Source organism: Pseudoxanthomonas suwonensis, assembly GCF_000972865.1.
GTDB lineage: Bacteria > Pseudomonadota > Gammaproteobacteria > Xanthomonadales > Xanthomonadaceae > Pseudoxanthomonas > Pseudoxanthomonas suwonensis_B.
Genome location: NZ_CP011144.1, coordinates 1,297,840 through 1,321,583 on the forward strand (window position 1 = coordinate 1,297,840; position 23,744 = coordinate 1,321,583).

Consider the following 23,744-nt stretch of genomic DNA (forward strand, 5'->3'; position numbering starts at 1 on the left):
CGGAGGGCGCAAAGGGTGCTTGGGAGCCATCTTTGTTAAAACGCCCCACGGTGTGAAAAGCGAACGTCGCGGCTGTGCGCCCGCGGTGTCATCATGTTGACATCACCGCCTGGGGCGGCATCGCTCATGGCCAACGCGCACGACACCTTCCTCTACGCCCCCGAGGTCGCCGCGCCGGCGCCCGCGACGGACGAAGGGCGCCTGGACGCCTTCCTGCGAACGCAGTCGAAGGCGCTGGTGGCGTTCCTGCGCGCACGCAGCTACAGCGAGGAGGACGCGCAGGATACGGCGCAGGAGGCGCTGGCCCGCTTTGCCCGCCACTACGCCGGGCGACCGGTGGACGAGTGGCAGCCGGTGCTGTACCGGATCGCGGTCAACGCGGCCAACGACCGGCTGCGCCTGCTGCGCCGGCGCGCGGCCGACCAGCACGTGCCGCTGGAGGCGGTGGAGATCGAGGACGAGCGGCAGGACGCGGAGCAGGCGGCGGCCGACGCGCAGTACGACGCGATGCTGGCCGAGGCGGTGCTGGCGCTGCCCGAGCGCTGCCGGCAGGTGTACCTGCTGGCCCGCGTGCGCGGCATGGACACGGCCGAGGTGGCCCGGCTTTGCGGGATCAGCCAGCGCATGGTGCAGAAGCAACTGGCGAATGCGCTCCAACACGTCTGGCGCAGGTTCGCGAAGGACCCTTCGGATGCGTTGTAGGGAACAGGCATGAATGCCGAGGACAGCGAGATGGCAAGCCAGGCCGGCGAGTGGGTGGTGCGCATGCACGCGCACGACTGCACCGAGGAGGAGCGCGCGGCCTGCCTGCGCTGGCGGGCGCGGAGCCCGGCGCACGAGGCGACGTTCCGCGGCATGGAGCGGGCCTGGTTGCGCTCGGCGGGGCTCGCGGCCAATCCGGCGATCGCCGCCGCACTACGCGAGGCCGAACGCGACGGCATGCAGGCGCGGCGCTCGCGGCGGAGGCGCTGGGCGGTACCGCTGGCGATGGCCGCGTCGCTCGGACTCGTGGCGGTGCTGGTGGGGCCGATGCGTCTCCTGGACGACCGCCCGACGGAAGTGCAGCAGTACGGAACCGCCGTGGGCGAGCAGCGGGAGGTGGTACTGCCGGACGGTACGGCGGTGCTGCTGGACACGGATACCACGCTGGCGGTGCGGTACTCCAAGCGCACGCGGCGCGTTGAATTGACGGCGGGGCAGGCGCGATTCGCAGTGACGCCCGATGCCGAGCGACCGTTCACGGTGTCCGCCAACGGCGGACAGGTCACCGCGGTCGGCACCGCCTTCACCGTGCGGCTGGACGCGGCGGCCACGACGGTCACGCTGCTGGAAGGGGCCGTGGTGGTGGAGGGGCCAGCGGATGCCGCGGAGCGTCGCCCCCCTGCCCGGCTCAAGCCGGGAGAGCAACTGCGTTTCGCGCGCGACGGTGGCGAGTGGGCCACGACCATCGTGAACCTGGACGTGGCGGGGGCCTGGACCGAGGGCCACGTGTTCGCCGACGACTGGCCGCTGTCGCGGCTGGTCGACGAGGTCAACCGCTATTCCGCGGTGAAGCTGCGCGCCGATCCGGCGGTGGCGGAGCTGCGCATCAGCGGGGGCTTCCGCTTCGACGACCCGCAGGCGCTGGCGCTGCTGCTGTCGCACAGCCTGCCGGTGCAGTCGGCCGAGGCCGGAAACGAGATCGTGCTGAGGCGTCGATAGCACGTTAGCATGCACTGCTAGTGTTGCGATTCAACTAACAATCGTCCGAGGTCACGATGTCCACAAATTTTACTGAGCTGGACAACCTTACGTTTGAGCAAAAGCAGCAATTGCTAGTGCTTATTTCCTCTATCGTAGAGTCCGCAGAGGCCAAGCAACGTGCCGCTTACGATTCTGGAGATAAGACACAAAAACTTGCGGTCATGGACGATGCATTCGGACTTGTCAAACTTCGTTACGAGGTCAAAGACATGCAAGATGCGTTGCAAAGGTCTCCGTCAACTCGGACTAGTTCTTTGATCGAGCCGGTTCTGCGCTACATCAACAATGCGGCCTAGAATTGTCTGCTAATAATTCATTCTAGACGGCGTATTTTCGCGGCGAGGCCTAACTCAGGCATTCGCTGCTGGCAACACTTTCGGTCGCTTGAAGGATGCGGCGATCCGCAATGCTTCAGCGGGACGGACCGCGGCTGTGGCCCAGTTCCCAAGAAACCCGGCCGCCACGAATGGTTGCCGAGAGTCTCTGGCCGAGACGCTGCTCAATCACCGGCCGCCACGGCACGAGGCTGAACTGGCGGCCGTCCTGCAACAGGGCGTAGCGGCCGCTGGCGAGCTGCACGCTGCGATCGTAGATGCCCATGACGCGCTCGCCCTTCGCCACCGGGCGGTGCGCCAAGCCGGTTTCGGTGGCGACGGTGTTGGCGGCGCGTTCGAGTTCACAGTTGCGCAGGGTGGCGAGCAGGTTGCGCGCGAGGATGACGCGCTGGCCGCGGCGTTCGGCGAAGCCCTGCTCGACCAGGAAGTCGGCGCGCTGCTGTAGCGCCGTGCGCACCGCGCCGGAGAATCCGTGATCGCCGAAGTGGGTGTCGCCGGCGACCAGCTGCTTGTCCAGCCAGGTGGCGCCGAGGGCACGGACCTGCCGCTCCACCGGGAGGTGTGAGTGCAGCCGCACCGGCACCCCGCCATCGCGCTTCTGATCGTACTGCCGCCCGAGTTCGGGCAGGTTCGCCGGGACGCGCCAGACGCCTTCGGCCTCGCGCTCGACGATCCCGGCGCGGCGCAGGGCTTCGAGGCGGCGGACGTGGTTCTCGACGAGCCAGCCCGGGTCTTCGCCGTCCAGGTACTGCGCCACGACGGACAGGAAATGGTCCGTGCGGAACCTGCCGTCGACGCTGAGATCGGCAATGCTCTTGTCCACGTCGCGCTGGTTTGAGCCGTGCGTCGCGACCACCGCCCCGACCGGGTACTGCGCCAGCTCGACCTTCGGCGGCAGCGGGACGTAGTGCGCCTTGCCGTCGGTGCCGTCGATGACGAGGTAGCCACGTTCGTAAAGTTCGTTCATCAGCCCCTTGGCAACGACCCGGCCAGTAATCGGCGGCGCGTCCTCGTCGGGCGTCCGGATCGCCAGTTCGCGCGGGAGTTCGCGCATGGCGTGCTGCATCGTGCGAATGATGTCTCCGCGCTCGCCCATCGCGCGCAGCACGGGCTCGGCGTCCTCGCGCAGGTGCCATTCGCCGGGCGTGGTTTCCTGCGCGAGGCCCATCCGCTGCAGGTGGTGCAGCCTGCCGATGAGGGGGCTGCGCTGCGGGTGTTCGACGAGCCGTTCCAGACGGATCACGCCCTGGCCCACCTCGCGTTGCAGGGTGCGGTCGAGGCCTGTCCAGCGCTCCTGCTCCACCTCCCGCTGCTGCGACCGCTGGATCTCGCGTTCGCTGCGCGGGCCGAGCCACTGCGTCGCCAGTTCGCTGGCACGTTCGCGCATGCCGTGGGAGATGTAGTCGCGGGAGATGATGAGGTCGCGGCCGGTGTCGTCCTTGCCGCGCAGGACGATGTGAGTATGCGGGTTGTCGGTGTTCCAGTGATCCACCGCGACCCACTCCAGGCGCGTGCCGAGATCGGCCTCCATCCGGGTCATGAGCTGGCGGGTGTAGCTGCGCAGGTCGCCGAGCTGTTCGGCATCCTCGGCGGAGACGATGAAGCGGAATTGGTGGCGATCCCCGCGGCCGCGCTGCTCGAAGGCGGTCAGGTCGGCGTCGTCGGTCTCCGGGCCGTAGGCGCGGCCGGGTTCGCCGTCGCGGCCGACGCCCTCGCGCTGGATGTAGCGCAAGTGGGTGGGGGTCGAACGGGCGCCGGCCTTCTCGAGGTTCACGAGCCGCGTTTTCACGATGACGCGGCGTGCGTTGGGCGGCAGGCCGCGGCCGGTGAAGCGCGCGGCGACGTGGCCGCGGCCGAGGCGTGCGCCGGGGCGCATGGCTGCTTTGCGCGCGGCTGCGCTGCCGCCCTTGTTGATCTCCTTCAAGACCTGCGAGACGAACTTGGGCTCGGTCTTCGGACGCTCGCGCGGCGGACTTGGGCGCAGGCGGAAGTCATCGTCATCGCGGCCGGTCATGACCGTGACTCCGGTAGAGCTGAGGCAAACTCAGCGCTCGCCGTCGTGTTGCACAGTAACGACGTGCCGCAATCGGTGCCGCAGGGGTGCCGAAACCGGCGTCGGTGGCTTCCAGGCGCGTGCCGCGCCGACCCCGTGTGCAGACTCGCTTTTCGCGGAACACAGTGCCGCGACCTTTTACCTTGCCCTGCTTTTCGCTTTTGTGCATCACCGCCAACCTCCCGTTCGCCAGACCAACCCGACCGCACCACCACCGCATTCCCGACGACAAGCCGCGCGTTCCGCAGGCGACGTTGCGCACGGCGCGACCGCCGCGTTCGCTACGCACGCGCCGCCGCACGTTCACTGTCGCCACGGCCGCGCCCGGCCGATCACGTCGGCCGCAGGCACGGGGCCGTAGTAGCGGCTGTCGAACGACGCGGGGTGCGCGGTGCTGAGCAGGAACAGTTCGCCGTCCGCGAGGCGCCGGCACTGCCGCCACTGCGGCAGCGGGCGCTGCCAGCGGTCGGCGCGCAGCGCCACCGCGGCAGGCACGCCGTCGATGCGGACGATGCCGCCGCGCACGCACACCTGCTGAGGCGACACGGCGCCGATGCGCTTGAGCAGCGGCACAGTCGCCGGCAGGTAGCCGCGTTGGTCGGCGAGTTCGGCAACATCCGCCGGCAGGCGCGTCAGCACCAGGTCGCCAGCGCGCAGCGCGGCGGCCGGTTCGACGCGATACCAGCCGACCGGCACGCTGTCGGAGGCGTTGTAGACGATGCGCAGCCGCGGCGTCGCGAACGCGGCGACGGCCAGCGCGGCGACGCCGAAGGCGGATGCCAGCGCGAGGCCGAGCCGTGCTCGCGCCCGCGGCGTCATTGCAGCGTCCTGCCCGACTGCCAGACGGCGTGCCGCGCGGCGGTGTAGTCGGGCAACGGATGGCGCGCGGCGAGGCGTTCGCCGAGCAGGCGCCAGTACGCGGGTGCGGCGTCCGCCGGGTCGATGCCGAGCGAGGCGATGGCGTCGATCTTCGGCAGGACGGCGCGCACCTCGCGCGGGCCCTCGGCGCGCAGCAGCACGCCGACGCCGGGGTCAATGCCGTGGATGCGCTGCAGCGGCTCGCGCAGCGTGCCGGCCTGCAGCACCAGCAACTGCCAGCGCGACGGCCCCCAGTCGTCGGCTTCCCAGCGCAGTCGCGCGAAGCGTGCGCCGGGCAGGAAGGCGGCGATGCGCCGCGTGCCGTCGAGCGCCAGCTCGCGCACGGGGCGACCGAAGCGCAGCGAGACGACGAACAGGCGCGGCACGTGGACGAGCGCGACCCGCGTCAGCGGCGCGTCGGACGACAGCGCCTGCGGCCGGTTCTCGCGCGGCGGCGGCGGTGCGGAAATGTCGTGCGGCTGTGCGTTCACGGTGCAGCCTGCCTAGCGCCCACGCGCCGCAAGGCGTGCGCGGCGCGCGGCGTACTCGGGGTCGAACGTGGCCTCGAACGTGCGCGTATCGGCCCACGCCACCAGGTCTTCGACTGCGTACATCACGCGGCGCCCGAACTTGCGGAAGCGCGGCCCGCCACCGATGACGCGCAGCTTCTCCAGCGTGCGCGGCGACAGCCGCAGGAACGCGGCGGCTTCGTCGTTGGTGAGGTAGCGGCGCGGCACTTTCTCGATCGGCGGCGCCGTCGATGAAGCGCATGCAGGCGCGTATCCACTCGGGTGTGAAACAGGGCGTCGCATGGGTATCCTCCATCGCTTCATGGCGGCGACAGTGCGATCGCCGCGGGGTGGATGCAGGTTCGGAAGCCGCCGGCGTTGGATGCAGGGCCGTTCTGAGCGGCAGCGAAGCCGTCCCCCTACCGGCGCGGATGCAGCAGGCGGCGATAGCCGCCCTGCATCAGCCGGCGTCCACGCGCGATCAGGCGCCGCACATGCGCGCGGAGCTGGCCGTCGCTGTACCAGCGTTCGGCCACGACCTCGGCGCCATACAGCACCTCGGCCACCTTCCGCTGCGATGCGCCGGACTGCACGCCGTCGAGCGCCTGCAAGGTGCGCAGGTGCAGCAGCGCCGTGCGGCCTGGTCGATCACGAGCCACGCCGACACCCGTGTCGTTCGCGTGCAGCGCATCTAGCGCCGCCAGCGTCATCTCTGCGTTGCGCCAGCGCGTCAGCATCTGCGGGCCGGCGCGCACGGCGTAGACATACGCCTTGCCGTCTTCCAGTTCGGGCGAAAGCACGAAGCTGCGCGTGCGGCCGGCCATGCGCACGGTCAGCAGCAGCCGTCGGCCGTCATGCAGCAGCCGCTTCTCGCCGGGAAAATCCCAGAGCCGGAACGGCGTCGCGCCGGGCGGCGGATCGGCGTCGGGCAGGAGATGCACTGTGCCGGGCGGTTCGGGGAACCAGTCCGGCAGCGCATCGCGCGCGTCGAGGTCGGGATCTTCCAGCAGGCGCAGGCCCCAGTGCTGCGCCCGCTCCGGTCGTCGCCGGTGCAGGTGCCAGTCGCGCCGGTACTCTGGATTGCGGCGCAGGTACTCCCATGCCAGCGACGCGCCGTCCAGGTGCAGCACGTAGAGGTAGGCGGCGACGGGATGCCACGCAGCACCGGCGTCCATGCGCGGCTCCAAGCGAATGGGCGGACGGTCGCCTGGCGCCCGCACGCCGAACCGGCAGGTGCCGGATCGGGCGGGCAACGGCGTCGAATCCCCCCTGTCCGCCGCCGGTAGAGGGCGCGGGATTCTGGCCGATTGACTCTGAAACGTGGCGGCCCGCGAGGGGCAAGGCGCGGCTGCGGATCAGGAATGCCGCCATGCGACAGGGCCAAGGTGCCGCAGCAGACGGCGCGAGCGGATGCAATCTGCGCGCGGCCGTTCAATCAGACCAGCAGCAATGCCGATCCTTGCGCAAAAGGTCTTAATCGGGATCGGGCGAGCGACAACCTCGGCATCAGGTTAGCCGCTGCGCATGACAACCGGACAATGGCCGGCTTCAAGGACGGGGCTGCTCTGGCTGCCCGCTATTGAACACTATAGATTGTAGCCCTATAGGACGCAAGGGGTTGTGATTCTGGGATTTGGCGGACTCCCAGAATGAAGGCGAAATCGTCCCTGCCGGCGGCGCTTAAGACTATCCGCAAGGCCCGCGGCCTGAGCCAGGAAGCGTTCTCCGACGTGTCGAGCCGCACCTACATGAGTTCGCTGGAGCGTGGGCTGAAAAGTCCGACGTTGAATAAGCTAGAAGAACTGTGTGAGGTGATGGGGATCCATCCGTTGACTCTGCTGACATTGGCATATGCGGGAAGTACGAGAGATCGGGTTGATCGCCTTCTTGCAGAAGTGCGGCAAGAAATCATCATCTCGACAGATGAAAATGAGAAATAGTCGAGACAAGTACCCTGGAACCGCATCCCAACACTGCCAACGTTGGCATCAATCGCCGAACTAACGAGGGCCAATCACATGGTCAATCTGGACCTCTGCCTCCCCGATTCATTGACAGACCTTCTATTATCGAGTTTCAGGTATTCCAAATGACGCACATGGACAGCGATCCCGCATCTCTCCTGCTGCAAGTGCAAGACTGGCTGCTACGGCGTGTTCCACCGTCCGGCGTCCGCAGGGTACTGCCCGTGCTCGCAGCACTTGGCAGTGACGTCGGCGTAATTCGCAAAGAGAATCAGGACCGAGTTGCCTTGGTCCGTGGCCGTGATGATCTCGGCCATACCTACGTAGTCGTGGCTTTGTCCGACGGCATTGGTGGAATGAGAGACGGTGCTCAATGCGCCGCTCTAACTGTGAGCGCAGTCTTCGATGCTGTTCACCGACTTGCAAGCTCCGGTGAGCCACCCTCCAAATGGGCGACCAATGCTATGAACAGCGCTAATGAAGCCGTGCGGAAGGCTTACGGCGGCGCGGGTGGAGCCACACTCGTGCTCCTGCTTATGACCGAGAAAGAGGGTGCCTATTGGGCAAGCGTCGGTGATAGTCGATTGTACCTATCCAAGGGAGAATCTCTGGTTCAGATATCCACAGATGACACAATTGCCGGACAGCTCGGGCGCCCTGCCGGGTCCGACATCGAACAAGGAAAGCTCCTCCAATACATCGGAATGGAAGGCCCGCTTGAGTTCGAGGTGGCCAAGTTGCTTTGTTCCACTGACGACACGGCCATTTTGACGACGGACGGCGTCCATTTCTTGGATTCGGATTCGGACGTTATGTCGCTGGTGGTTCGACACGCACCAGACATTGGGGTCGCGGCCCGAAGGCTGACAGAACTGGCACGCTGGGCAGGTGGACCGGACAACGCGACGGCAGCAGTCGTTTCGCTCGACTCTGCCCTTTACGAATCGCCGCCCACATATGCTTGTCTCGATATTTGGGATCCGTTCGGCGAAATTCGCATTCCACTGGTACACCGCGACAATCAACAAGTCATGGCGAGTGGCGCCGTTTCCAAGAGGCCGCAGGTGGCCGAGAGCGAAGTATCCATAAAGGACGACGCCGTCACGCAACCTGTGGTCGAGGATGAAGACGTCCCGCCCAAGAAAAAAGGCGGGAAAAGCAAGCCGAAAAAGCGTAAACCGCGAGCACCTCGTAGTGGATCAGCCCCCCAAGTCCAGCTCGAGTTCTCTAACAAGAAGAGTTGACGATGACAAAGCTAGGGGGGCGCTACACAGTTCTAGGCAAGGCGCTGTCAGGCGGTATGGGCGCTGTCTATCCTTGCACCGACGACATCCTGGAGCGAAAGGTCGCCGTCAAGGTGATGCAAGACTCCGAGGAGGCAAGACGGCTCGTCGACGAAATCTCAGCACTTCTGAAGCTCCGATCCAAGCACGTCGTGCAGGTCTACGATATTTTGAGACTTGACGCCACCACCATTGGGATTGTTCAAGAGTTTATCGAAGGAACAGACCTCTTCGACGAAAGCACGAAGGCCGCATCGCCGCAGGCTCTTCTCAAGCAACTTTGGCAAATCGCGTCCGGAATCGCCGATATTCACGAGGCGGGTGTGATCCATCGGGATATCAAGCTCAACAACATGAAGCTTGATAGCGAAGGCATCGTCAAGATCTTTGACTTTGGTTTGGCTCGCGACGATGGCCCCGAAGCATCAACCATGGGCTTTGTCGGCACAAAGTGGTTCGCAGCCCCTGAACTTTACGGCACCAAGGTGCAATTCAGTACGGCCGTCGACACGTATGCATTCGGGGTTTGTGCGACGTACTTGATCGCTCGAAAACTTCCCAATGAGCTTGGGCAACAGCCCCCAGTGACAATGCCGGAAGGCTATCTCAATGCTGCTGGTGGTGGAGTCTCACCCGATATCATTTCCATGATCGAAGCGTGCCTTTCCACTGCACCGCTTGATCGGCCAAGCATGCAGCAAGTTCGAGAAACCCTTGCGAAACATCTCTTGTTCGATCGACATCAAGCCCTTGTTGTTTACAAAGGGCAAGCTTCGTATCTCAACGCCTCAAATCGAGAGGTCTCGGCAAAGCTCTCCGAGATGGGCAGCATCACGATTGCTTATGACGGGATGGACTTTGTGGTCGCTGATGTGCAAGGCGACGTGTTCATAAACTATGGCAAGACCGTAAAGGGACAGGCACTTCCTGGTTCTTGTGTTGTTGCCCTTGGGGGTCCCGACAAAGGAGCGAGTCGCCGTTACGTTACGTTCGATCTTGCGTCGCCGGAGGTTGTTTTGTGAATGCCCCCCTGAAACCGCGCGAGCTTATCGGAGGTCGATATGAAATCGATCAATACATGGCCGAAGGCGGTATGCAGTATGTCTATCTAGCCAAGGACACGCTTACTGGTCGGCATGTAGCACTGAAAACCCCGAAGAACAACTCTGCTGTGAAACGATTTAGGCGCAGTGCGATTGTGGCAGCAAAGGTCAATCATCCAAACGTGGCAAAAACGCTCGACTATGTAAGGGAGGGCGAGGCGCGCTATCTCATTGAAGAATTGATCGCAGGGGAAGACCTCTCGCACGCATTGCTGAAACGCACCAAGTTCTTGGACCCCTATCTCGCGGCCAGAGTGTTTCATCATCTTGCTAAGGGGGTAGCTGCTGCCCATCATGTCGATGTAGTGCATCGCGACCTCAAGCCGTCAAATGTGATGGTCTCTGGCGGTTATGACATGCATGAAGTCAAGGTGACCGACTTCGGGATCGCCAAACTCGCCAAAGAGGAACTTGAAGAGGCGGCGGAGGGCGGCCCGAACACAATGTCGATGTCACAGACGGCAGTCGGTGCGCTTCCATACATGGCGCCGGAGGCTATAGAAACGCCGAAGGAAGTTACGACGTCCGCCGATATATGGTCTCTGGGCGCGATGATGTACCACATGCTTACTGGTGAGACGCCTTTTGGATCCGGACTTCGCGCCGTAAGGAAGATTACGGCTGGCGAGATCTCTCCACCGCCACGATTCCTAACGGACAATCCTCAGTTCGCTGCACTCGCGAAACAGGTGCTGGAGCTATCCTTGTCATGCATGAAACGCGAACCAGACGAGCGTCCTCAGGCTGACGAATTAGTAGAGCAGTGTGGAACCCTCTGTTACAACTTGGCGCCCCGATTCTTTGGGACCATCCGCCGTGTGGAGTACAACAAGTATGGATTCATCAGCTCAGACGGCGGCGATGTCTTCTTTCATATTGAGAGCTTTTACGGGCCAGATCGTCCCAAGGTGGGAGACAAAGTAATGTTCTCCAGCTACCCGGGAGGAGGAGCGCCACGTGCCTACCCGATGGTCAAAGTAGACCCCTAGGCTAGGGCACCGCTCCAATGACTAGATTCATGCCATAGAAGCCGGGTGCCCGATCCGAAGAGAGTCCCCAACCGCCTCGAATCTCCCTTGCCAGGACGCAACAAAAAAGGGAGAGGGCTCGCGCCTCTCCCTTGGGACTTATCCGTTCAGACCCAACCGCGCGCCGCCAACGACACCGTCTGGTGTCCGGCCACGACGATGTGGTCCAGCAGCCGCACGTCGACCAATGCCAGCGCCTGTTTCAGCTGCACCGTCACGGCGCGGTCGGCCGCACTTGGTTCGGGATTGCCGCTGGGATGATTGTGCGCCGCGATGACAGCGGCCGAATTGTTCATCAGCGCTTCGCGAACCACGACCCGCGGATGCACCTCGGCGCCGTCGATCGTGCCGTAAAACAGTTCGGCGTAGTCGATCAGCCGGTGCCGCGTGTCGAGAAACACGGCCGCGAACACCTCGCGCTCCAGCCCCGCGAGCTTGTCGCGGAAGAAGCCGCATGCGGCCGACGGATCCACGAACGACATTCCGCGCTGCATGCGCTGGTCGACCACGAGCCTGGCGGCCTCGATGATCTGCTCCGCGCTCGCCGGACGATAACGCCGACGCTTGTCGCGGATGAACAGCGAGGAATCGAAGGAAGAAGACGACATGAGCTTACTCCGGTACCGGGCGGGATTGCCCGGCTCCGGCCCCCGCACGCCGCAGCGCAGCGGTCAAGGGGCGCAGACGGCCGCAGGCCGCAAGCATGCACGGCATGCGCCGCCCTTGACGGCAAGAACGGCGTGACACACTGGCCGGATCGCAAGACCGCCCTCCTCCACCCACCGATGCGCAAGCGGAGCGCGCAGGCCCACACGGGCCGGAGGCATCAGGGATCAGCGCCGCCCGGCCGCGACTCGCCAGAGGCGCGGGGCACAGCCCGCGAGCCCGACGGCGGTAACGCCGGATGCGTCCAATCCACTACCACATCTACCACTCGTACTGCCCCGGCCCCTAGCCAGTCGCAATGGGGGAGACGACGGCAGAGTCCCCTTAGCGATCTACCCTCTCGTGAAACCTTCGTGGCATCGACCGCACACACGGCATCGGGACAGGCAAAGGATCGCCCTGCAGACTCCTTGACCGGCAGAGACGGCCCCGCTTGCCAGCTCCGTCTGCACCCGTCACAATCCCTGCGTTTCCTGTTGTCGACAACAGAAATGGCCGGGGTCGTATCCATCCAATTCACGCAGGAACAGGCGCGCACGCTCACCGGCGTTACGCCTGAAACCGTCCGGCACTGGCGCAAGGTCGTCCCGTACCTGTCCGCCAAGACCGGCAAGGCGGCGCGGTACTCCTTCCCTGAATTGGTGGGCTTAGCCGCCACCAATGAATTGGTGAAGACTCTGGGTGTCCACATCGCTACCGTCAGCGGCGGGGTCGATGCGCTTTTTCGTCTTCTGATGAGCGGCAATGCTTCGGCTTTCCAAGAAACCGTTGCAGTCGTCACTGCGGACAAGGCTGCCCTAGAGACGAAAATCATCGCCGGCGAACACAGCGCCTTGATGGTGCCGTTAAAGCCGCTAGTGTCGCGCATCCAGCAGAGCATGTTGCCCGCTTTGCCGAACACGACACAGACCGCGCTGCCGTTTCCGCCCAAGATCATCCGGAGTCGGTCGTGAGCATCACAACACTTGAACAAGTGTTGGAAGCGACTGGCTATTACCCGGATGGCCAGCCGGCGCCCGGCTTGCATCTGGGCGAAGATGCGCGTGCCCAGCGCCGGGGCAAGGACTTCGCACCCGATGCTTCCTGGCGTAGTCCGTCGTCCCTGACCGTCTACTTCAAGTTTGAAGAGAAACTGCCGCAGGACGAACTCGTCAGTCAATGGCGCCGAGAAATCTGGAACGAGGGATTCGCACCGCTGCTCTGGGTCATCTCCCCTGAGCGCATCGATCTCTACAACGGATTCGGAGTGCCGCAGCGGGAAGGCGATGCCCAGAAGCATCTGATCCGGACGTTTGAGAACGTTGATGCATCCTTGGCCGAGTTGGAAGCATTGGCCGGCCGCTTGGCGATCGAAACCGGGCAATTCTGGACACAGGCCTCCAAAGTCGATCGCAAGACCAGCGTCGATCAAAAACTGCTGTCGGATCTGGCCGCGCTCGAACGCGACCTGGTCGAGGCCGATCTCGGGCGCGATGCGGCGCAAGCGCTGATCGGCCGTGTGGTCTTCACTCAGTATCTGATTGATCGCGGCATCGTCACGACCAGCAAGCTCAAGAAGCTTGGCGGACACACATCGTTTCCCGACATCCTGCGCGACCGGGATGCAACCGGCCTGCTATTCAATTGGCTGAGTCAAACATTCAATGGCGACATGTTCCCGCCGTCTTCAATCCGGAACACCCCTGCGAAGCGGCATCTGGTTCGCGTTGCCGAGTTTCTGGAAGCTGTCGACCCGGATAGCAGACAGACAAGTCTGTTCCCGTATCAGTTCGATGTCATCCCCGTTGAACTCATCAGCTCGATATACGAACAGTTCGCGCATTCCGGGGCCGACGGTGGCTCGCGTCGATCCAATGCCGCTCTCAGTAATGGAGTTCACTACACACGCCTCTCGGTGGTATCACTGGTGTTGGACGAGGTGATGCAGGATCTGACAGGCGAGGAAACAGTGCTCGATCTCACCTGCGGCTCTGGCGTGTTCCTGGTCGAAGCGCTGCGAAGGCTGGTGCATCTGCGCGCGGCCGACAAGCCGCCTACCAGGGAGATGGTCCGATCGACACTCTACGAGCAGGTTTACGGCGTAGACATCAGTGAGGCTGCCGTCCGCGTGGCAGCATTCAGCCTTTACTTGGCGGCGTTGGAGCTCGACCCCGATCCGCGGCCGCCACGTGCATTGAAGTTCCAGCCGCTCATCGGCAGAACGCTGTTCGTTGCGGATGCGCGCACGGTGGAATACGAGAGCGGCGGCACCCTCTTTACCAGCCTAGATGGCGATCTCAAGCGATTCGATCTGATCGTTGGGAATCCCCCTTGGAGCTTCAAAGGCCATGCCGGTACCGAGGCTAGACGCAAGACACGCGTCGCCGGCATCCCGGCCCAGCCACGTGGAGAAGGGCTGGATTTCGTATTGCGGGCCATCGAGTTCTCACACGAGAAAACCCGCTTCGGCGTGATCCTGAGTGCGCTTCCGTTCTTCAGCCGAAGCGGCACCGGTATGGCCGCGGCGCTCCATGTCATGCGCTCGCTCGCCCCCATTACGCTCGTCAACTTGTCAAACCTGTGCAGCTGGTTGTTCGCAACGGCCACGATGCCGGCAGTTGTTCTCTTCGCCAGGCACCGCCCACAGCGTGCGGATCAAGTAACGGTGGTCCAGATACCTTGGGCCGCCAGTGGCTCAAAGAGCCATACTTTTGAAGTCTCGCCCAGCGATATCATCAGATTGTCACTGGCGGATATCGAAGCGCAGCCAACCAAGCTGAAAGCCGCGGCCATAGGCCGTCGGCGCGACATCGCGCTGCTCGACGCGCTCTCATCGGCCTACTCCACGCTCGGAGTCCAGTTCGAGTCGATTGATTCGGAACTTAACGTCGGGCTGATTCGTGGATTGCCCAAGAACCAGACTCGCGACGGGCGCCACCTCAAAGGCCTGGAGCTTTTGGAAGCCGACGACATCGAGCCATTCCGGATCCCCGCTGTGTTGCCCCTGTTTCGGCAGACGAAGGCGCAATGGCCTCGCTCCCGAGACATCTACCGCGCTCCGATCCTGATTATCAAGGAGACCCTGAGTGCAGGACCCAGACCGATCGTCGCTGTTGCGGATCGTGATCTGGTCTATACCAATGCCTATTTCGGCGCTGCTATGCCAGCGGCCGACCCGCGCATCGCTCATCTGCTTGCGGCGATCCTTTCGTCTTCGCTGGCATCATGGTTCTTCCTGATGTCCGCCTCGGAGTTCGGGATTTGGAAGCGACGTTTACTGCGACACGACGTGTCGCTCATGCCCGCGCCTGCGCTAAGGGATGCCGTCAAGTCGGATGCCGGCAAGAAGCTTTTGAAGATCGGCAGTAAGCTCCAGCGGGCCGATCCTGCCGAAGCCGATTGGCAGAACCTTGATGACGCGGTGTTCGATCTGTACGGAATCGACGACACGGATCGTGTTGTCGTACTCGACGGGCTGTACCGCGCTGGATGGCAATGGCAGGCGGGCCGGGAAGACTCCGTTGCCAACGTGAATCCCGCCGAACTGTTCGACTATGCAAACACCTTCATGGACGTTATCGGTGGTTGGTTGTCGGCCCGCAACAAGCGTCATATACGTGCGGAAGTTCTCAACCTGTCGCAGCACTCGGCTCTCAAGGTCGTACGCTTTGTCCTCGACGACGGTTCCGGCACCGCCACCATCCAAACTGTCCAGGCAGACGGCGGCCTTGAAGACGTTCTCGCCCGCATCAGTAAGCGCATGAACGTCAGGATCGCAACGGCGTTGAGCGCGACCCGCGAGCTGAGAATTCACGGGCGCAATGAGGTCGTCATCATCAAGCCGGCTGCCAAGCGCTATTGGATGAAGATTGTTGCCCTGGAGGATGCGGATGCGGTCGTGGCAGAGAGCTTTTCCGGGAGCCGCGCTTGAGGATCCCCTACGACGCGCCAGCCCCTTTGGGCAAGGAGTTCATTGAGCTGGCGCCCGAGGTGACGGCCGCTATCTTGCTTACCCTTGTCGCGGGTTGGAAGCACGCTGTCGCTTCCACTGACGCGCATGCCAACGCGGGCGAAGTGCTGATAACGGAACGGCTTCGCGACGGCATGCGTAGCACGCTGAAATCGGGGAGTCTTCCGTGGGCTAAGACCATGGTCATTCTGCCCGGAACGGAATCACGCTCGTCGGCGGCAGTGTTGCCTGATGGTCGGACCGATATACCCATTATGCTGATTGAAATTTTCGTGCGTACGCAAGAGCACGATCCGCATGCGATTATCGAATGCAAACGTATCTCGGGATCGGACACACATCTCTGCCGAGAGTATGTCGTGGAGGGGATCGACAGATTTCGCACTGGCAAGTACGGCTACAATCATGCAATCGGATTTATGGCCGGCTACGTCATATCGGGGACAACCGATGAAGCGGTATCCGGCGTCAACGCATATCTCTCGCGCACATCGCGTAAAACAGAGCACCTAGCCCTTGCCGATGCGTGCGATGCTCCTACCTGGATCAGCAAACATTCCCGCCCATCATCGTCTCAGATCGCGTTGCATCATGCGCTTTTCAATTGTTAGACGGATTTCTCGCTGACTTCAGTTGCCGTCTAAGCAACGCTGCCACGCATTGTGGCCTGTCGAACGATTCAAGTGCACAATTGGGGCGATCTCTGCTTCAGAACCCGCGAGCTGGCCGTAGCTTTGACGGTAACACTGGAAGCAGAAGTCGCAAAAGCCATTGTATTTCATCCACTTACAACTGCTTTTCGAGAGCACCCATAGCCACCATCGCCATCCGCTCCCTCGCGGACACTTTCCCCCTCGCAATGCCTTGCGCTCACATCCGATGCGATGTGCGGAACGGCGGCACCTGCGCCCTGCTGCGCGATCGGGACAGAAACCCGGCAAACCGTACTCGCGGCCCTAAAAAAAAGCCGCGCCGAAACCTCTGGCGCGGCCGGTGCCTTCCGGGAGAGACGGCTGAAAACGTTGCTCGATCCGCTCGGGATCGGGTCGGAAACGGAGAGGCCACGCCTTAGGCACGCCGGTGTGCAATGGCCCGGGCGGCACGCTCAGACCCGGCCCGGGGACGTGCCGCGCGCGACGCTTCCGCAGCACGCCATGGGCGGCAGCCTGCTCATGGCCCCGCTTCATCCAGGCGCACGCTGCCGACCAGGTCGCGCTGGCCGGCGGACCGCCCGACGAACAGCGCGTAGCGGCCCGCGGGCCGATGCCAGCCCGACTCTTGGTTCCATGACGCCAGCAGGCGCGGGTCGGCGTGGAGGGTGATCTGCCTGGATTCGCCCGGCTGCAGCTCCACCCGCGCCCAGCCGGCCAGGCGATGGGTGCGGCCCGGCGGGGCGACGTAGAGCTGGGCCACTTCCACGCCCGCGCGCGTGCCGGTGTTGCGCAGGGTGAAGGTGGCGCTGAGCTGCTTGCCGCCCCTGGCCTTCAGCCGGCCGTAGTCGAAGGTGGTGTAGGTCAGGCCATGGCCGAAGGCGAACAGCGGGGTGGCGCCGGTGCGCTCGTACCAGCGGTAGCCGACGTCGCTGCCTTCGTTGAACACCACCGGGAAGCCGTCCGCCTGCTGGTTGTGGAGGAAGTTCTCCTGCACCCCGGCCTGGTCGGACCCGGGGATCACCGGACGCGGCAGCTGCTCCGCGCCGGCCGGGAAGGTCATGGGCAGGCGGCCTTCCGGGGACGCGTCGCCGGACAGCAGCCGGGCGATCGCGGTGCCGCCACGCTGGCCGGGGTACCAGGCCTGCAGCACGGCGCCCACCTGGTCGAGCCACGGCATCGCGATGGGATTGCCGGTCTGCAGCACCACCACGGTGCCGGGGCGCGCGGTGGCAACCTGGGCGATCAGTGCGTCCTGCCCGTGCGGCAGGCTGAAGTCCGCGGCATCCTTGCCCTCGGTCTCGGACCGGACCGCGAACACGATGGCCACGTCCGATCCGGCCGCCAGCTCCGCGGCGCGCGCCGGATCGGTGCCGTCGTCGAACCGGACCTGCGCGCCGGGCAAGAGCTTGCGCAGCGCGGCCAGCGGGGCGTCGGCGGTGCCATAGACCGGCGCAAGCAGCGTCCGCAGCCCTTCCAGGCCGCGCGTGTCGGTAAAGCTGCCGCCGTACGGACGCACCGACGAGGATCCGCCGCCACCGCCGGTCAGCACGCCCCGATCGGCGAAACCGCCGATCACCGCCACCGTCTTCACCTGGTCCGACAGCGGCAGCACCCCGTTGTTCTTCAACAGGACCGAGCCGGAAAGCGCGACCTGCTCGGCGATCGCCGCATGCGCATCGCGGTCGATGGCGCCGCCCGGCTCCGCCGGATCGTCGACGGCGCCGGTCGCGAACAGGCTGCGCACGATGCGGTGCGCCGACTCGGCCACCCGCGCGGCCGGGACTTCGCCCTGCTCCACCGCGTCCCTCAGGCCGGCGAAGTGCGGGTGGTCCTGCGGCGCCTCCTGATCCAGCCCGGCCTGCAGCGACGGCGCGAGGCTGTGCACCGCGCCCCAGTCGGACATCACCCAGCCCGGGTACTTCCACTCCTGGCGCAGCACCTGGTCGAGCAGGAAGCCGTTCTCGCAGGCGTAGTCGCCGTTGATCCGGTTGTAGGCGCACATCACCGAGCCGGGCTGGCCCAGGTCGATGGCGATCTTGAACGCCAGCAGGTCGGACTCGCGCAGCGCCGCCTCGTCGATCTGCGCGTCGTGCACGAAGCGGCCGGTCTCCTGCGCGTTAAGCGCGAAGTGCTTGGTGGTGGACACCATGTGGTGGCTCTGGATGCCGGCGATCTGCTCGCCCGTCACCAGACCGGCCAGCAGCGGATCCTCGCCGGCATACTCGAAGTTGCGTCCGTTGCGCGGCTCGCGGGTCAGGTTCACGCCGCCGGCGAGCTGGATGTTGAAGCCCTTGGCGCGTGCCTCGGCGCCGATCATGCCGCCGGCGGTACGCGCCAGCGCCGGATCGAAGGCCGCGGCGAGCGCCAGCGTCGCCGGCAGCGCGGTGGCTTCGTCGCCCCGGCGCAGGATGCCGCCCAGGTTGCCCACGCCCATGCCGGCGTCGGACATCTGCTGCGCGGGCAGGCCCAGCCGCGGGATCGCCGGAACGAAACCGGCCGAACCCAGCGCGCCCGGCGGCGTCGCCTTGCGCATCGACTCGGGGATGGTGGGCGGCAGGGGAATGCCGGCCGAGAGCAGTCCGAATCCGGGCTGCGTGCGCATCAGCGAGATCTGCTCGTCCAGCGTCATCGCCTCGACCAGCAGGCGTGCGCGTTCGTCCGCCGGCAGCCGGCGATCGCTCCAGGGGAACGCCTGGGCCGCGGTGTCCGCGGTCGCGGCGCCGGCGAGGCTGCAGGCGCCCAGGGCCCCGGCCACCAGGGCGCCACCCAGGATCTGCTTGACGGTCTTGCTCATGTGTTGCGTCCTTCCTTCATCTGTCCAGGGGTATTGCCGCCGGCGCCGCTGCGCGCGGGGCGGCACGGCCTCATCGAGCGATTCCACGGGCCGCCCAGCCGGCGCGCGCGATGCGCCCCAGGTGCGCCGCGCTGGGCTTGGGCGTGCGCGCGAAGGTGGAACGGTCCACCGCCACCAGCCCGAAGCGCGGGCCGAAGCCGTGCACCCATTCCCAGTTGTCCAGCAGCGACCAGTGCACGTAGCCGCGCAGGTCGATGCCGTCGCGCAGGCACCCGGCCAGGCCCTCCAGCGCGCGGTCGATGAACGCCACCCGGCGGCTGTCGTCCTCGCTGGACACGCCGTTCTCGGTGACGTAGATCGGCTTGTTCCAGTGCGCTGCGACCGTGCGCACCACCGCGGCCAGCGATTCGGGCGCGTAGGGATAACCCATCTGGGTCATCTCCACGTCGGCGGGCAGCGGCAGGTCGGTGTCCTCGCCGACCTCGGTCCAGGTGTAGTTCTGCACGCCGACCCAGTCCCCGTCGGCCTGCAGCCACGGCAGCATCGCCGTGGAGTGCTTGCGCGCGATGTTGCGCGGATCGCCGCGCTCCTCGTTGAGCGCCAGGGTCACGCCGATGGGGATGCGTCCGCCGGATTCGGCGCGCACCGCCGCGCAGGCCTCGTCGTGCGCCTCGATCATGATCGGCTGCTGGACCTGGGCGCTGCCCAGCATCGGCGGTGCGAACTGCTCGGCGCCGATCGCCTTGGCCGCCAGCTGGCGCGCGCCGGCAATCAGCGGGCGCAGCGGCCGGATCGCCGGCGACCAGGCCAGCAACGCGCCCAGGTTGGGCTCGTTGAAGGTGGTGGCCATGCCGATCAGGTCGCCCAGCTCGCGGGTCAGCAGGCGGCAGTAATCCACGTAGGGCGCGATGCCCTCGCGCGTCTCGAAGCCGCCGGCGGCGGCGAACCAGCGCGGCGAGGTGAAGTGCACGAAAGTGACCATCGGCAGCATGCCGTGTGCACGGATGGCTTCCAGCACGCGCCGGTAGTAGGCCAGCGCGGCGCGCGACACCTGGCCGCGCTCGGGCTCGATCCGCGACCACTCGATCGAGAACCGGTAGGTGTTGAAACCCAGCGAAGCGGTGAGGGCGATGTCGTCGAACACGCGGTGGTAGCTGTCCACCGCATCGCCCGACGGGTCCTTGAAGATGCTCGGCTTGGTGTGCTCCATCACCCACAGGTCGCTGGCGACGTTGCCGCCCTCGGTCTGGTAGGCCGCGCCCGCCACGCCCCACAGGAAGCCCTGCCCGCGGCCGGGCACGGACGGCGGCCTGCCGGCGGCACGCGCGCCGGCAATGCCGCCGGCCACCAGGACGCCACCGGCCAGGCCGGCGCCGATCCGTTTCAATGCCTCGCGGCGTTCGTATCGCATCGGGTTCCTCCTCCCTTGTTTTCGCGCGCCGGGCCAGGCCGCGCGCACGCTTGCCGCCCCGGCGCATCGCCGGGACGGCAATGCCACTCAGAACTTCGCGCTCAGGGTCACGCCGACGGTACGGAACGCGTCGGGCGGCGTCACCCGGAAATAGCCGCCCGGGTTGAGCGTGCCGCCCGGGAACAGCGCATAGAAGCGCTGGTCCAGCAGGTTGCGCGCGTACACGCCCACGCGCCAGCGCCCGTCCTGGCGGCCGATGCCGACGTTGGCGTTGAGCAGGCCGAACGATTCGGTCATGGAGTTCTCGTCGCCGGTGATCGCATAGGTGTCGTCGCGCCAGGCCCAGTTCGCGCTCGCATCGAACTTCAGGGCCTGGCCCACGGCGCGCTCGTAGCGGCCGTTGACGCCATAGCTCAGGCGCGGCGCATCGGCCAGGCGATCGCCGGCGTAGTCGGCGGTCTGCAGCCCGGTGTCCGGGTCGAGGAAGCACAGGCCCGGGCCCGGCGTCGGCGAGACCGGCTGGTAGGTGTAGCAGGCGCCCAGGAACTCCTGGTAGGTGGCGTCGTTGTAGACGGCGTTGAAACCCAAGGTCAGGCCCTTGCTGACCCGCCAGTCGCTCTCCAGCTCCACGCCGCGGGCGCGCATGTGGCCGGCATTGGTCAGCGAGAAGACCGGCGTCGGCGCATCGAGGTCGAGCGCCTGCGCCTGGAAGTCGTAGAAGTCGGACTGGTAGAAGCTCACGTTGAGCAGCATCGCCCCGTCCAGCAGGGTGGACTTGAGGCCGAACTCGAAGCTGTCCACCTGCTCGGGCCTGACTTCGCGCACCACGCCGCTGCTGCCGTCGATCGCCGGCCCCTTGTAGCCGCGTGCATACGAGGCGTACACCATCAGCGCGTCGGTCGGCTGCCACTGCAGGCCGGCGCGGCCGGACACGTCGCTGGCCTCGACCGAGCCGTCGTACGGCTGGTTGGTGCCCAGCGACACCACGGGGAACGGCAACGGCGTTATCCACATCCGGCCGGTGACCCGGTCCCGGGTATAGCGCGCGCCGGCGAACAGCTTGAGCGTATCGGAGACCGCCCAGGTCGCCTCGCCGAACGCGGCGGTGCTGCGCGTGCCCGAGTCCTGGTCGCGGCGCCCGCCGCCGAGCACGACCTGCGGCATGAGGCCGCACTGCGGCTGGCCGAGGTTGCAGTAGAGCCAGTTGTAGTAGTCGCCGTACTGGCTGATCCAGCCGGTCACGTCGGTCTTGTAGTAGTAGAGCCCGGCCACGTATTCCACCCGCTCGCCGGAGGGCGAGGTCAGCCGCAGTTCCTGGGTGAACTGGCTGCCGTCCACCCCGCCCTCGCTGTGATCGAACATGCTGGACGGCGAGGCGTCCAGGTCCGAGAACTGGACCTGCTGCATCTGCCGCCAGGCGGTGATCGAGGTCAGCGTGCTCGCGCCTATCGTGTAGTCGATCTTGAGCGATGCCGCGTCCGTGGACATGTCGGTGGACACGTCGGCGTTGTGGAACGCCTTGAACACGCCCGTCCCCGGCCGCGGATCGAAGCCGGCGAACTGGGCGTTGTAGAAGATCGTCGCCCAGTCGGTCGGGCCGGCCGGCGTGCCCAGGGTATGGATGGTGTAACCGTCGCGGCTGAAGCCGTCCTGGTGCTCGGCGGAGAGCAGCACCGAGAGATCGTCGCTGGCCCACCACAGCGCCTTGGCGCGCAGGCCGCTGTTGCGCCGGTCGCCCAGCGCCTTGCCGTCCTGCAGCTCGAACGGGATGCCGCCGTCCTGCTCGGTGTAGAACCCGGCCAGGCGCACGGCGAACGTGTCGCCGGCCGGCAGGTTCAGCGCCGCGCGGGCGATGCGCTCGTTGCGCTCGCCCAGCATGACGGTGCCCTCCCCGCTCACCTTGCCCATGCTCGGATCGCGGGTGACGATCTGGATCACGCCGGCGGTGGAGTTCTTTCCGAACAGCGTGCCCTGCGGGCCGCGCAGCACTTCGACCCGGTCGATGTCGGCGAAGCCGGCCGGGCCGGGGTCGCGCGTCAGGCCGATGACCACGCCGTCCACCACCATGCCCACGCTCTGCTCCACGCCCGAGTCGTAGGTCTGGGTACCGATGCCGCGGATCTGGTAGCCGCCGCCGCTGCCTACCGGATTGGTACTGGAGAAGGTCAGGTTCGGCACCAGGTACTGCAGGTCGGTGGCCTCGCGGACGTTGGCGCCGGCCAGCTTCTGCGCCGAGACCGCGCTCACCGAGATCGGCACCTGCTGCATCGACGCCTCGCGCCGGGTCGCGGTCACGGTGACCGTGTCCAGCCTCACCACGTCGTCGCTCGCGCCGGCATCGGCCGCTGCCGTCTCTTGCTGCTGCCCGGACGCTTGCGCGGACGTGGCGAGGCAAACCGATGCCAGCAGGGCTGCCTGCACGGCCTGGGCCAGAACATTCTTCATTTTTCCCCTCCGGATGGTTGACCGGCATGGCACCGGTGGTGCCGCGCCGTTGGCGCGCTCGTCGTTCCGGCCGCGTGCTCGAACCGCGACGGCTCGATTTGCAGTCAACCATGATTGTTATTTGTAGTCAACACTGACTGTTTTTTGTTTTTCCTTGTGCGTCAGACAGTTGCGCCCTTCCAGAGTGGTGCGCCGCAGCATTGCGGCGGTTTTTTTTTCTTCGCGACGGGGGATGAGCTGGCAGCGCACTGCGCAGGTGACCGCGACCGCCGACGGCAACAGCAACGGCAAGAGCGTCGGGCGTGGTCGACTTCGGTCTGAGCCGCGGCGGGCCGGGAGTATTGGGGTCGTCTCGACGGCACATCCCTGTGCCGACTCGCCGACGCGGACATCCCTGGCCGCTGCCGCAATACTCCGCCACGTCTTCGGGAGCTTTGGCGTCGTGGCTCCGTTTACAGCCGACAGCCGCAAGCCTGGGCTTTTGTAGGAGCGGGCATGACCGCGACGCGACGCCGTTGGCACAGGCGACGCCCTCCTGATTCCGACGCCCGTGTCGCGGTCATGCCCGCTCCTACAGAAGGCAGCCCCGCCGCAGGTTTTCCCCCTCCCTTTCGCCGCAGGCGAAGGGCCGGGCCGGGGAGGGGTGCCTTTGCTGTTGCACCTCCGATCGGAGCCACAACCTCAAAGCTCCCGAGGCCGTCGTGCCCAGGGGGTCTGGCGCAAGCAGCACAGGGATGTGCTGCGGTCGCGACTCGGAGGCAGGACGCCGCAGCGGAGCGATGGGCCAGACCCCCAGGGCATGGCGGACCCTTCCGAAGCGAGGCTTCTGCCTTGCAGGTGCCGGCGCATGCGGGACCGCCTGGTGCCAGCCGCTTGCTGAACCGGGGAGAGATTGGCGTGCCGGGCGCGACGCAGCCGTCGCGGAGCGTCCATGCGCGAAAGGTGCGGAA

Annotated in this window: 19 protein-coding genes; 10 read left to right on the forward strand and 9 right to left on the reverse strand. The window is 65.6% G+C overall.

Annotated elements, in window-relative coordinates; translation table 11 throughout:
- The first annotated feature begins 126 nt into the window (after positions 1-126).
- From WQ53_RS05545 to WQ53_RS16615, 3 genes are read left to right on the forward strand one after another with little or no spacing between them, the layout of a single operon-like run.
- Entirely contained in the window at positions 127-702 is a 576-nt protein-coding gene (locus WQ53_RS05545) for an RNA polymerase sigma factor (protein WP_052631149.1), read from the forward strand.
- A 9-nt stretch (positions 703-711) separates the two neighbouring features.
- On the forward strand, positions 712-1,701 hold the full coding sequence (locus WQ53_RS05550; protein ID WP_052631150.1) for a FecR family protein: 990 nt from the start codon (positions 712-714) through the stop codon (positions 1,699-1,701).
- Positions 1,702-1,757: 56 nt separating this feature from the next.
- Positions 1,758-2,039, forward strand: coding sequence for a hypothetical protein (locus WQ53_RS16615; protein WP_144409229.1), 282 nt, complete (start codon positions 1,758-1,760; stop codon positions 2,037-2,039).
- 115 nt (positions 2,040-2,154) lie between these two features.
- Here WQ53_RS16615 and WQ53_RS05555 read toward each other — a convergent pair whose 3' ends face one another.
- The 5 genes from WQ53_RS05555 to WQ53_RS05575 form a co-directional block, all read right to left on the reverse strand.
- On the reverse strand, positions 2,155-4,092 hold the full coding sequence (locus tag WQ53_RS05555) for a relaxase/mobilization nuclease and DUF3363 domain-containing protein (RefSeq protein ID WP_052631151.1): 1,938 nt from the start codon (positions 4,090-4,092) through the stop codon (positions 2,155-2,157).
- 342 nt (positions 4,093-4,434) lie between these two features.
- Positions 4,435-4,950 (reverse strand): conjugative transfer signal peptidase TraF, encoded by a 516-nt coding sequence (gene traF, locus WQ53_RS05560; protein WP_052631152.1) that lies wholly within the window; start codon positions 4,948-4,950, stop codon positions 4,435-4,437.
- Positions 4,947-5,480 (reverse strand): DUF2840 domain-containing protein, encoded by a 534-nt coding sequence (locus WQ53_RS05565; protein ID WP_052631153.1) that lies wholly within the window; start codon positions 5,478-5,480, stop codon positions 4,947-4,949. Before WQ53_RS05565 ends, traF begins: the two co-directional genes overlap by 4 nt.
- Positions 5,481-5,492: 12 nt before the next feature.
- The gene (locus tag WQ53_RS05570; RefSeq protein WP_428992271.1) at positions 5,493-5,726 is read right to left on the reverse strand and encodes a helix-turn-helix transcriptional regulator; all 234 of its coding nucleotides are present in this window, start codon (positions 5,724-5,726) and stop codon (positions 5,493-5,495) included.
- A 191-nt stretch (positions 5,727-5,917) separates the two neighbouring features.
- Complete coding sequence (locus tag WQ53_RS05575; protein WP_052631155.1) at positions 5,918-6,673, reverse strand: DUF2285 domain-containing protein; 756 nt, start codon at positions 6,671-6,673, stop codon at positions 5,918-5,920.
- A 474-nt stretch (positions 6,674-7,147) separates the two neighbouring features.
- On the opposite strand from WQ53_RS05575, the gene WQ53_RS16215 reads away from it, so the two are divergent.
- The 4 genes from WQ53_RS16215 (at position 7,148) to WQ53_RS16230 (ending at position 10,837) form a co-directional block, all read left to right on the forward strand.
- Positions 7,148-7,438 (forward strand): helix-turn-helix domain-containing protein, encoded by a 291-nt coding sequence (locus tag WQ53_RS16215; protein ID WP_082112861.1) that lies wholly within the window; start codon positions 7,148-7,150, stop codon positions 7,436-7,438.
- 158 nt (positions 7,439-7,596) lie between these two features.
- Entirely contained in the window at positions 7,597-8,706 is a 1,110-nt protein-coding gene (locus tag WQ53_RS16220) for a PP2C family protein-serine/threonine phosphatase (RefSeq protein ID WP_158497811.1), read from the forward strand.
- Between the two features lie 2 nt (positions 8,707-8,708).
- Entirely contained in the window at positions 8,709-9,767 is a 1,059-nt protein-coding gene (locus tag WQ53_RS16225) for a serine/threonine-protein kinase (RefSeq protein ID WP_082112863.1), read from the forward strand.
- Positions 9,764-10,837 (forward strand): protein kinase domain-containing protein, encoded by a 1,074-nt coding sequence (locus WQ53_RS16230; protein ID WP_082112864.1) that lies wholly within the window; start codon positions 9,764-9,766, stop codon positions 10,835-10,837. The genes WQ53_RS16225 and WQ53_RS16230 overlap by 4 nt, the downstream gene beginning before the upstream one ends.
- 146 nt (positions 10,838-10,983) lie before the next feature.
- On the opposite strand, the gene radC is transcribed toward WQ53_RS16230, so the two are convergent.
- Positions 10,984-11,484, reverse strand: coding sequence for a RadC family protein (radC, locus tag WQ53_RS05580; protein WP_052631156.1), 501 nt, complete (start codon positions 11,482-11,484; stop codon positions 10,984-10,986).
- Between the two features lie 549 nt (positions 11,485-12,033).
- Here radC and WQ53_RS05585 point away from each other — a divergent pair.
- From WQ53_RS05585 to WQ53_RS16235, 3 genes are read left to right on the forward strand one after another with little or no spacing between them, the layout of a single operon-like run.
- The gene (locus WQ53_RS05585) at positions 12,034-12,495 is read left to right on the forward strand and encodes a MerR family transcriptional regulator (RefSeq protein WP_052631157.1); all 462 of its coding nucleotides are present in this window, start codon (positions 12,034-12,036) and stop codon (positions 12,493-12,495) included.
- Entirely contained in the window at positions 12,492-15,452 is a 2,961-nt protein-coding gene (locus WQ53_RS05590; protein ID WP_052631158.1) for an HsdM family class I SAM-dependent methyltransferase, read from the forward strand. Before WQ53_RS05585 ends, WQ53_RS05590 begins: the two co-directional genes overlap by 4 nt.
- A complete protein-coding gene (locus WQ53_RS16235; protein WP_144409230.1) occupies positions 15,449-16,102 on the forward strand; it encodes a hypothetical protein in 654 nt (217 codons plus the stop codon). The genes WQ53_RS05590 and WQ53_RS16235 overlap by 4 nt, the downstream gene beginning before the upstream one ends.
- Positions 16,103-16,661: 559 nt before the next feature.
- On the opposite strand, the gene WQ53_RS05595 is transcribed toward WQ53_RS16235, so the two are convergent.
- The 3 genes from WQ53_RS05595 to WQ53_RS05605 all read right to left on the reverse strand — a co-directional run bounded on the left by WQ53_RS05595 (position 16,662) and on the right by WQ53_RS05605 (position 22,794).
- Complete coding sequence (locus tag WQ53_RS05595; RefSeq protein WP_052631159.1) at positions 16,662-18,938, reverse strand: beta-glucosidase; 2,277 nt, start codon at positions 18,936-18,938, stop codon at positions 16,662-16,664.
- A gap of 70 nt (positions 18,939-19,008) precedes the next feature.
- Entirely contained in the window at positions 19,009-20,349 is a 1,341-nt protein-coding gene (locus tag WQ53_RS05600) for a glycoside hydrolase family 1 protein (protein WP_082112865.1), read from the reverse strand.
- A gap of 87 nt (positions 20,350-20,436) precedes the next feature.
- On the reverse strand, positions 20,437-22,794 hold the full coding sequence (locus WQ53_RS05605; RefSeq protein WP_052631160.1) for a TonB-dependent receptor: 2,358 nt from the start codon (positions 22,792-22,794) through the stop codon (positions 20,437-20,439).
- Positions 22,795-23,744 lie beyond the last annotated feature (950 nt).

Coding starts and splice junctions, on each gene's coding strand:
- WQ53_RS05545 (WP_052631149.1), top strand. CDS start 127: ATGGCCAACGCGCACGACACCTTCCTCTACGCCCCCGAGGTCGCCGCG.
- WQ53_RS05550 (WP_052631150.1), top strand. CDS start 712: ATGAATGCCGAGGACAGCGAGATGGCAAGCCAGGCCGGCGAGTGGGTG.
- WQ53_RS16615 (WP_144409229.1), top strand. CDS start 1,758: ATGTCCACAAATTTTACTGAGCTGGACAACCTTACGTTTGAGCAAAAG.
- WQ53_RS05555 (WP_052631151.1), bottom strand. CDS start 4,092: ATGACCGGCCGCGATGACGATGACTTCCGCCTGCGCCCAAGTCCGCCG.
- traF (WP_052631152.1), bottom strand. CDS start 4,950: ATGACGCCGCGGGCGCGAGCACGGCTCGGCCTCGCGCTGGCATCCGCC.
- WQ53_RS05575 (WP_052631155.1), bottom strand. CDS start 6,673: ATGGACGCCGGTGCTGCGTGGCATCCCGTCGCCGCCTACCTCTACGTG.
- WQ53_RS16215 (WP_082112861.1), top strand. CDS start 7,148: ATGAAGGCGAAATCGTCCCTGCCGGCGGCGCTTAAGACTATCCGCAAG.
- WQ53_RS16220 (WP_158497811.1), top strand. CDS start 7,597: ATGGACAGCGATCCCGCATCTCTCCTGCTGCAAGTGCAAGACTGGCTG.
- WQ53_RS16225 (WP_082112863.1), top strand. CDS start 8,709: ATGACAAAGCTAGGGGGGCGCTACACAGTTCTAGGCAAGGCGCTGTCA.
- radC (WP_052631156.1), bottom strand. CDS start 11,484: ATGTCGTCTTCTTCCTTCGATTCCTCGCTGTTCATCCGCGACAAGCGT.
- WQ53_RS05585 (WP_052631157.1), top strand. CDS start 12,034: ATGGCCGGGGTCGTATCCATCCAATTCACGCAGGAACAGGCGCGCACG.
- WQ53_RS05595 (WP_052631159.1), bottom strand. CDS start 18,938: ATGAGCAAGACCGTCAAGCAGATCCTGGGTGGCGCCCTGGTGGCCGGG.
- WQ53_RS05600 (WP_082112865.1), bottom strand. CDS start 20,349: ATGCGATACGAACGCCGCGAGGCATTGAAACGGATCGGCGCCGGCCTG.
- WQ53_RS05605 (WP_052631160.1), bottom strand. CDS start 22,794: ATGAAGAATGTTCTGGCCCAGGCCGTGCAGGCAGCCCTGCTGGCATCG.